At 44.2% G+C, this 8652-nt stretch carries 5 protein-coding genes and 4 pseudogenes; 4 read left to right on the forward strand and 5 right to left on the reverse strand.

Translation table 11 applies throughout. The features are described 5' to 3' along the window. Positions 1 to 692, forward strand: a pseudogene (locus QUA38_RS25280) (IS630 family transposase); the annotation flags it as partial. A gap of 23 nt (positions 693 to 715) precedes the next feature. Here the strand turns inward: QUA38_RS25280 and QUA38_RS25285 are convergent. Continuing rightward, positions 716 to 1210, reverse strand: a pseudogene (locus tag QUA38_RS25285) (IS1 family transposase); the annotation flags it as partial. 63 nt (positions 1211 to 1273) lie between these two features. Here QUA38_RS25285 and QUA38_RS25290 point away from each other — a divergent pair. Continuing rightward, positions 1274 to 2149: pseudogene (locus QUA38_RS25290) on the forward strand (IS630 family transposase). A gap of 2 nt (positions 2150 to 2151) precedes the next feature. Here QUA38_RS25290 and QUA38_RS25295 read toward each other — a convergent pair. Continuing rightward, positions 2152 to 2334: pseudogene (locus tag QUA38_RS25295) on the reverse strand (IS1/IS1595 family N-terminal zinc-binding domain-containing protein); the annotation flags it as partial. A 353-nt stretch (positions 2335 to 2687) separates the two neighbouring features. After that, positions 2688 to 3404, reverse strand: coding sequence for a GUN4 N-terminal ARM-like repeat domain-containing protein (locus QUA38_RS25300; RefSeq protein ID WP_333166821.1), 717 nt, complete (start codon positions 3402 to 3404; stop codon positions 2688 to 2690). Between QUA38_RS25300 and QUA38_RS25305 the strand changes: the two genes are divergently transcribed. Then, on the forward strand, positions 3403 to 3576 hold the full coding sequence (locus tag QUA38_RS25305) for a hypothetical protein (RefSeq protein ID WP_333166823.1): 174 nt from the start codon (positions 3403 to 3405) through the stop codon (positions 3574 to 3576). The two genes, QUA38_RS25300 and QUA38_RS25305, sit on opposite strands and share 2 nt — an antisense overlap. 60 nt (positions 3577 to 3636) lie before the next feature. Here the strand turns inward: QUA38_RS25305 and QUA38_RS25310 are convergent, their stop codons facing one another. Next, positions 3637 to 4209 carry a hypothetical protein gene (locus QUA38_RS25310; protein ID WP_333066315.1) on the reverse strand — a complete coding sequence of 191 codons (573 nt, stop codon included), beginning with the start codon at positions 4207 to 4209 and terminating at the stop codon, positions 3637 to 3639. 272 nt (positions 4210 to 4481) lie between these two features. Further along, a complete protein-coding gene (locus tag QUA38_RS25315; protein WP_333077656.1) occupies positions 4482 to 4691 on the reverse strand; it encodes a hypothetical protein in 210 nt (69 codons plus the stop codon). A gap of 1069 nt (positions 4692 to 5760) precedes the next feature. Here QUA38_RS25315 and QUA38_RS25320 point away from each other — a divergent pair. Then, complete coding sequence (locus QUA38_RS25320; protein ID WP_333166824.1) at positions 5761 to 8397, forward strand: AAA-like domain-containing protein; 2637 nt, start codon at positions 5761 to 5763, stop codon at positions 8395 to 8397. Positions 8398 to 8652 lie beyond the last annotated feature (255 nt).

Below are 8652 nucleotides of genomic sequence, written 5' to 3' on the forward strand. Positions count from 1 at the left end.
ATCAATCACAACAAAGTTACTATTCTTTATTTGAATCAGCTCGAGTTAGTTGGAAAAAGTCCCAAAAAAAGCATCCCCAAAAAGACCCCAAATTGGTAGAAAATAAAAAAAAAGAAACTAACGAGTATTTAGAAACATGGCAGTCAGATATAAAACAAGGTAAGTTATGTGTGTTCATGTTAGATGAATGTCATTTATTGTGGGGAGACTTATGTGGGTATGTCTGGGGAAAAAGCGCTCGGAGAGTAGAAGTAGAAATGACCAATCAAAAACAGAGGCAAACCTATTATGGAGCCTTAGATTATGGAAATAAAGAATTTTTAGTACAACCCTATGAAAAATGAGACTCAGCAAATACAATTAGTTTTTTAAAATATTTGATAAAACAACGCCCAAACTCAAAACTGACAATCATTTGGGATGGAGCAACCTATCATAAATCACAAGAATTAAGAGAATATTTAGAATTAGTAAATAAAGGAAAATCTCCCGAAGAATGGCAAATAAAGTGTATCTTATTTGCCCCGAATGCCCCGGAACAAAATCCAGTAGAAGATATTTGGTTACAAGGAAAGAATCTTTTGAGGAAATTTGCCTATCGCTGTAAATTTTTTGCCATAGTAAAGAGGTTATTTATGTTTTTTCTGAATCGTCAAATATTTGAATTTCCCAAACTTTATATGTATGGTTAGTGTTCACAACTCAATTAGGATCGCTATATTAATAATTTAATAGAGTCCCTGAGCATTTCCGCGCACTTAGAATAACAAAGAGTCTTGCGATGTAGCCTTGCCAGATAATGTCTCAACCTCGTATTTTCCCCTTCTACTCCTATCATATAAGTCTTGCTGATGATGTGATCTTCATCAGGAATAAACATGAGATAGACGGGCCATCCATCCGTGACATAAAAATAGCATTTCCAGGCACTTACCCTGTCCCACAACGATTCAAACGTCTCGGAACTATGATCTCCTAATACCCATCCTAAAATTCTTGACCGAAAGTGGTCAACGGCTGTCCACAGCCAAATTTTTTTTTTTTTCACATAAGTCTGTAATTCATCAACCTCACCGACTTCTGGCATGACTTCGGGGTCATAAGCATCTGGTAAGAGTTTTCCCACAAGTCTTACCCAAGTTATTAGGGTGGTGTGATGAACTCCCTTGATTCGTTCTATAGCCCGAAAACTCATACCATTGACGTATAGCACTCGCCAAGGCGGTTAAGACGTAGACTGGAAGTAATCCCCAATCATGTGAGCGCGAAACCCATACCCAAACCCTACAGTTACGACCTTCGTCAGAAAGTGATCCCAGGTATAAAGCTCGATGGCTTGAAGATTAGCGAAGCAAGTCTTCTGTTCAACATTAGTCACAACACCATTAACCTATGACTTTGGAGGCAGGCAAAAACTGCGGACGCAAGAAGCGTTACCGAATCAACTCAAAGGTAATGGTCATAAAATTACCGACTGGGAAAAATTTCGTCAGTTCGCTAAAACTTATGGGGATAAAATGCAAGTCGAGATGGCCTCACTGTGGGATGAGCACATCAGCGCTCGCACGATATCACGAGCCTTAAAAAAAATTGGCTTCACTCGAAAAAAAAGACCTATGGCTACTGGGAACGGGATGAAGAAAAACGCCAGGCATTTGTAACGCAGTTGTCCACAATACCCCCTGAGAAAATTGTTTACCTAGATGAATCAGGGATGGATAGTCGAGATCAATATGATTATGGTTGGAATGAGCGAGGGCAGCACTTCCATGCCCTGAAATCAGGCCGGCGCCAGGGACGGGTGAACATAATTGCCGCCTTGTGCAACCAAAATCTGAGCGCTCCCTTCACTATTGAGGGGGCGTGTAATCGAACTGTGTTTGAAACCTGGTTAGAAAGTTGTTTGCTTCCGACACTCAGAATTGGACAGGTTGTGGTGATGGATAATGCCACGTTCCACAAAGGTGGGCGTATTCGAGAATTGATTGAGACGGCAGGCTGTAAACTATTGTATTTACCCCCCTATTCTCCAGACCTCAACAAAATTGAGCAATGTTGGTCTTGGTTAAAAAGTCGAATTCGCAAAAAACTGGGGCAGTTTGATTGTTTACGAGATGCCATTGAAGATGTCTTATGTCAATCGTCCTAACTGCCTTGGCGGCTGCTATACATTTTTAGACATTCCCGTTTCACAGTCTCACTGTAACCTCGCTCGCACTCATAATCATCGATAAATTGACGGCCACATTTGACACAAATACAAATGTGGTTCTGTTTTCCTTTTTTCTTACCGTTTTTACGGCTATGGGTTGATTTGCACTCAGGACATTGCATGGTGATTCCCTCTATTCATACTCTAATTATGCAACGCCCATTTTCAGACATTCACGTTTGAGTTGATCGTTATAGCCACGATTGGTTGTCGCTAGCTCAACAAATTGGCCACCACAATTGCGGCAGAGGTAATTTTGCTAACCTCTTTTATGTCCATTATTACTGGTTCTTGTCGATTTGCATTCTGGACATTCCATACTGATTAACCTCAATATCATCCTTTAATTGTGCAACGCCTCAGCAAGCCTATCTATGTTCTCACGGGTGTTACCGTCAGAACCCACACCCCTCACCAACAAATTTCGGGCAGAACATCCAGCCCGCCTCACATTTTCCAAAAGCCCCAAAACCATTCACTTCAACCAGGCAGGGTGAGCCATCAAAGCTGCAAAAGGCTGTACTCCCCGCAACTGATTCGACAACGGCAAATGCCCTCTCGGCGCGCTCAAATCCCAAATAAACTCTTGCGGATACCGCGTCCAATTATTCCCCTTCTTCCAGCCTATTAGCGGCCACAATTTATCCCAATTCTTGCCAGAACTTAGCCAAATTTCCCGCTGCACTGAAAAGCCAAATTTGCCTTCAGAATGAACTTTCCACAGCGTATTAATTGTTTGCAAATCCGCCACCGGCAAACTCTCAACTTGCGTAAAATACAGCCACTTTCTCACGGAAGCTGTATCACCCGCCAATTCACAAAGCTTGCCTAAAGTCAAGCGATCGGCTTCTTGAAATTCCTGTAACGCCAATAATTGTTGCAGCGGAGTGTAATCAACGTTAGAGTCCGATCGCAGCGGCACAACCCCAGTGGGAAAATTCGCTTGCAAAAACTCCGCCGCTCTCGGAGAATTAGCACTGTAAAGAATTTGGTAAGCCTTACCCATTACCGCAGTCGGTGCCTCTGACTTGCGCTCTAATAAAAATTCCATCAATACATCCCAACCGGAATCTGCTATTTGTTGTTGTAGCAGTTGCAGTTGAGTTTTTTCCGAACCCGACCTCAACTGAGAGCGGAGTTCGGCTGTATCGGCCGCCGAGTCTAGAGGAGAAGTAGAAATCGAGTCAGTCATGAGAAACTATCAGCTATCAGCTATCAGCTATCAGCGATTAGCTGAAGCCCTGGTTTTCCCCCATTGTACAATGGTACTGACTCCGATTCACTTCTCTGTACGCGGATGCCTGCGCGCCACGCTGCCTAGTTTAGCCGATCGCCCCCACCCTCTTCACCAATGGCAGCAATAGCAAATCCGTCTACCATCTAAATTTTACGATTGATGCCATGTCAAAGAGTTTTTCTTGAACCTAGTCGTCCACGATCGAAACCCATGCAGAGAACGAAGGCGGAAAAAAGTTTATGTCATATTCAGAGTCTTCCCACTCTTTGACCCACAGCGGCACGGCGCCGGGGCGAGGAGTTGCAGAAAAGGTGCGTTCTTTGACTTCGATCGAGTGAAAGAGCTGTTTTAAAGTATCTCCCCGATCCAAAGCTTCGCTAAGGATGTCGTCCAACTCAGGATCGACCCGTTTGACACGGTTTTTGTCCTCCTCCAGCCACAGAAGTTTTAAAGACTTCAGATCTCTCGGACTGAGGATGCTCTTGTAGTACACGCGCTTGAGGGTCGCTACGGGTTCCAATGAGCGTTCGATCCGGCGAATTTGCTGAACTCGCAGGTAGTGCCATTCCGCTAAACGCTTGCTTTCCGAAGGCGGGAGAGTACCCTTGCCCGCTGCGTGTTTGTAGTCGTATTTAATCAAACTGCAAGCCATATTGGCTAGCAGATGAATTAACTGTTTTTCTTTGGGTGTTGCCTGACGACGTTCCTGGGTTCTTGTCAATACGCGCTGTCTGCGGGTAGTTTCGAGAGTATTTTCCATTGGGTTTTTACGAGATGAAATACGATTGTGCCAGATCCAAATCCCGAACATCAGAAGGTAAGGAAGTTGATAGGCGGGGAAACTCCACCGACAGACTCGCCTTACCTATTTATTTTCCCATCCACCGTTCTCTGAAACCGATCCCCACCCCTGGGATTAGGTAGACTGATATTGGGATCGAGTTTTAACTACCTCGATTAGAGGCGGTTGGGACAACAAGCACCACAACTACAGCCACAACCGCATCAGAGCGAACCACACAATAGCGCCAATTATTTCCTGCCTTTACGCGTTTTTACCTCTTCTTGCTCCCCATCCTCATTCGTTCCAGTGTAGTTAAAGTCGGGACGACTCTCCCAAGCCGTCAAACTGCTGGCTGATGAATGTTGTGGGGCGATCGCTGAAGCGCTGGCGCTGCCTGCCTGGAAAAAGCCGAAGCCAGCCGAGGCAATTACCCCTAATACTAAGATGCTGTTTTTCATGTTCGATGACCCTGATTTGCGTAGATTGACACTTTTTGGCTAACCCGATCTGTCAGAAATGGGTTGATGCAATAGCCCACTTGTCTTCTGATAAATCTGCCTGCCATAATCAATTCAGACAGGCACACCCGCTTGCGATCGGAAACGCCGGAAGTGACGTGTTACTAATGTCCACGATCATCCATCAACCCGAATTTTTTGGGTAGTGGAGCGAAAGCCATCAGGGCGTCGATCCATCAGGGAGTTATGCCATCAGGGTGCTAATCCATCGGGTAGTTAAGCCATCACGGCGCATCTTCTACAATTAGCCACCAACTTAACTTTTATAGTTGAGTAAGTGGTTAGCCTCGTACTCACAAACCCTTTAAGAATTAAACTTTTTGTGGATGCATCCTGAAAAGTTTGTTCTTAGGAATCCCCGATCGCGAAAGCCCGGGGAAAGTCAGCAGCATGGAATTCCATGCAATCTAAGTCAACTAAAAAAACGCAGATTAACGATATCTCCCACTCAAGCAGTCCTCAGCAAAACGCTGGGGTTTTTTATTGGCAGCCATTGCGATCGCGTTTTTCTCCGGCATCCGGCAAGCGGATTTGAAGGCTGAAGGTTGACGGCGCTGTGGTTAAGAGTTTCCCTGTCCACATCATACCACCGGGTGAAATTTAAAGTATTATTGTAAAAAAATGTGAAAAAAACGGCGTTTTAGCGTTCTCAATCCGAGGAAAGTGAAAATTCATCAATTATGTCAACGAGTGTAAAAAATCAAGTGGCGGGATACGATTCAGCCGATGGTAGGATTTGGGACGAACGCTTGCAAAGATACGGTAAAGATTGACAAGAAAAAAGCTGAGCTAGTAGACAATAGAGAAAGAGGAACAAAAATTTTCCACCATAGTAAGGCCGATTCAAAAAAAACACTGCAAATGCAACAGGCAAACTCCAAACCCTTATTGAATAAGTCGTTCCCCAATCTAAAATCTAAAATCTAAAATGCTATAAGCGGGCAATACTTCCAATTTGTAACCTTTCGATCGCACAGCATAGGGGTGTAAAATCTTGATGAATTCCCAGATGACAGCAGAAGTCAACTCCACCTACCAATATCAAGTCGGAGGATATTTGCCTGCCGGTGTGCCCACCTATGTCAGGCGATCGGCCGACAGTGAGCTATACGAAGGACTCAAAGCCGGAGACTTCTGCTACGTGTTGAGTTCGCCACAAATGGGCAAGTCCAGCCTGCTAGTGCAAACGGCCAAAAGGTTGCAAGCCGAAGGTACAGTTTTTGCAGCTATCAACTTGAGAAGCATCAGCAGCCCAAATATCTCCCCCCAAAAGTGGTACGCAGCAATCATGTACCGCATGGCAAGCAGTTTACACATCACAAACAGGTTTGATGCTATCAAGTGGTGGAACGATCGCGAACTGTTATCGCCGGTGCAGCGATTGGAGATATTTATCGAAAAAGTTTTGCTCAAGTCACTTCAGCAAAATCTGGTAATTTTTATAGATGACATTGACAGCATCAGCAGCCTAAATTTCAGTACCAGCGATTTTTTTGCTTTGATCCGGGCTTGTTACTCGAAACGGGGAGAGCAACCGGAATACGATCGCCTGACTTTTGCTGTTATGGGAGTAGCAGCCCCCTCAGAATTGATCCGAGATCCAAGCTGCAACCCTTTTAATATTGGACGGCAGATTCATTTAAGTCGATTCCAACTGCACGAAAGTTTGTCGCTAGCAAAAGGATTAGCCCTGAAAGCTTTTCGCCCCCAAAAAGTGCTCCAAGAAATATTAGCTTGGACGGGCGGCCAACCGTTTTTAACTCAAAAAGTTTGCCACTTGGTACTTGAATACGGGCTTTTTATTGGTAGAAATGCCGAAGCTCATCAGGTTGAAAAACTGGTCAAACACAGAATTATTAAAAATTGGGAAGAAGAAGACGAACCCCAACATTTAATACCAATTCGCGATCGCATTTTCCATAGCCACTGCGACCTCACGCGGCTGTTAACGCTTTACCAGCAAGCTTTGCAACCGATCGAGGCAACGAAACCGGGGGAATCGCAGGGAGTACCAGCAGATTACTCTCCCGAAAAAATTGAATTGCAACTGTCAGGACTGGTGGTTAAGTCTCACGGTAAATTAATAGTTTCAAACCTAATTTATCAGTCAGTTTTTAATAGATTCTGGGTAGAAAAAGAGCTGGGAAAATTGGCTCCATACCACTCCGCGCTAGCAGCCTGGCTGGCTTCAGACCGCGAAGATGAATCGCTGTTATTGACAGGAGAAAGTTTGCAGTCAGCTTTGGATTGGGCTGCGAACAAACAATTAAGCCAAGAACACTATTGGTTCTTGAATCCCAATCGAACTGTTGAGGAAAAACCGACAGTGGTTGTCGCACCAGTTGCAGACAGCAGCGTAGACACAGATGCAGACAGCAGCATCCTCACCCCGCCCTCAGATAGTGTTCCAACTGGCAGCAACGAACAGAGATTGTACGATCACATCGTCTCCTGCGTGGAAACAGAATCTCCCGCACAGGTGATCGAGCGGTTCCGAAAGCTATTTATCGACGGCATGGGCTATCCCGATCGAGAGATTGAAGCAACTTTGTACAGTATAGTCTCCGTCAAGCGATTGGATCAGCACTTTAAATATATCCTACACCGCTGCTGCTACATCCCGATCAACCGCTGGCAATTGCAATCACACAACCAGTTCGCGATCGCCAAGTTGGTAGCTTTATTTAAGCAGGCTTCTCCCCGATTTGGGACGGAATTTTACATAGTCAAGCGCTTGCAAGAACAAATAGCTTTCTTTACTAAAAGTGAAGAATTTCAGACCATAGAGCGCTTAGTAAAAGCCTTAGATAGAGAGGCGGAACCGCAGACACAAGATACAGATTCTCCTTTGGGCGAATTGATATGTCGGTATCCTTATTTGTACGGCTATTCTCTACTGAGCAAGGGCAGCATTGAGGAAGACCAACAAACCATTCAAAAACTGGCATTTCAAAAACAGCGACAATTTGAAACACATTTGTCTCAATATTTAAATTATTTGGTTGAGCCGAGAAATACAGAAATAGGAATTGTGGAGCGGGCAGCTAATCCCACACTTTTAAACGATGCAGAACTGCACTTAGCGGTCAGGGAATTTGCGGGAAAAGTAGCAGGCGATCGCAGCTACAAAGAAGCGGCTCAATTTTTCCTGAGAGATTCCAGACAAACTCCATCTTACGGCTCATTTAAAGTGGATTTATATGAATATTTAATATCGTCGATCGAGTCCGAATACGGCGGGCGTCAATTTAATGACCGTTTGTACAAACAAATCAAAAATACATTGCCAGAAAATGATTCGGTGAAATTCAATAATTCATTGTTAGTTCGGACTTGCCACCAGTTGTTCAACTTCTTAGTAGTGGAAAATTCTCAACATCCCAGCCACTACGTTTTTTACGACTTGGTGTACAACCTTGGCGCCAGCAGGACAATGGGTTTACTGCTGAAACTTGTACTGCTTTCGGGCAAAGTCAAACCAGAGTTGGAAAAACGATTTTCTATTTTGTTTAATCACTATGAAGGTAAAGCTTCTAATGAAATTATGTGGTTTGTAAAATCGTTGGAAAATTTTAATGTGGCTTTGGTTGTAAATTTTGGTAAGACGGATTTGTCTTTGGTTAAACAGCATCTTATTTTGAATTGATATCAATTCCGGTTGCACCGGAATTATTGTTGACTGTTGACGGGCGGGTCGCAAAGCTGAATGGTTGAGTGTTAACTGTTGACTCGATTTTATTATCCCTATGGAACCGGAAACGATATGACACAAACAAAATTGATCTGGCTGCCTTATGTAATAGTAATGGGGGGGGGTGACAACCAGCCTGAAACCCAGATGAGGTAAAGATTGAAGCCATTGGTGGTAAAAAAGGATAGGCAGCAGAATTGTGACACTCGC

Source organism: Microcoleus sp. Pol12B4 (genome assembly GCF_036701385.1).
GTDB lineage: Bacteria > Cyanobacteriota > Cyanobacteriia > Cyanobacteriales > Microcoleaceae > Microcoleus.

Coding starts and splice junctions, on each gene's coding strand:
- QUA38_RS25305 (WP_333166823.1), top strand. CDS start 3,403: ATGAGAAACTATCAGCTATCAGCTATCAGCTATCAGCGATTAGCTGAA.
- QUA38_RS25300 (WP_333166821.1), bottom strand. CDS start 3,404: ATGACTGACTCGATTTCTACTTCTCCTCTAGACTCGGCGGCCGATACA.
- QUA38_RS25310 (WP_333066315.1), bottom strand. CDS start 4,209: ATGGAAAATACTCTCGAAACTACCCGCAGACAGCGCGTATTGACAAGA.
- QUA38_RS25315 (WP_333077656.1), bottom strand. CDS start 4,691: ATGAAAAACAGCATCTTAGTATTAGGGGTAATTGCCTCGGCTGGCTTC.
- QUA38_RS25320 (WP_333166824.1), top strand. CDS start 5,761: ATGACAGCAGAAGTCAACTCCACCTACCAATATCAAGTCGGAGGATAT.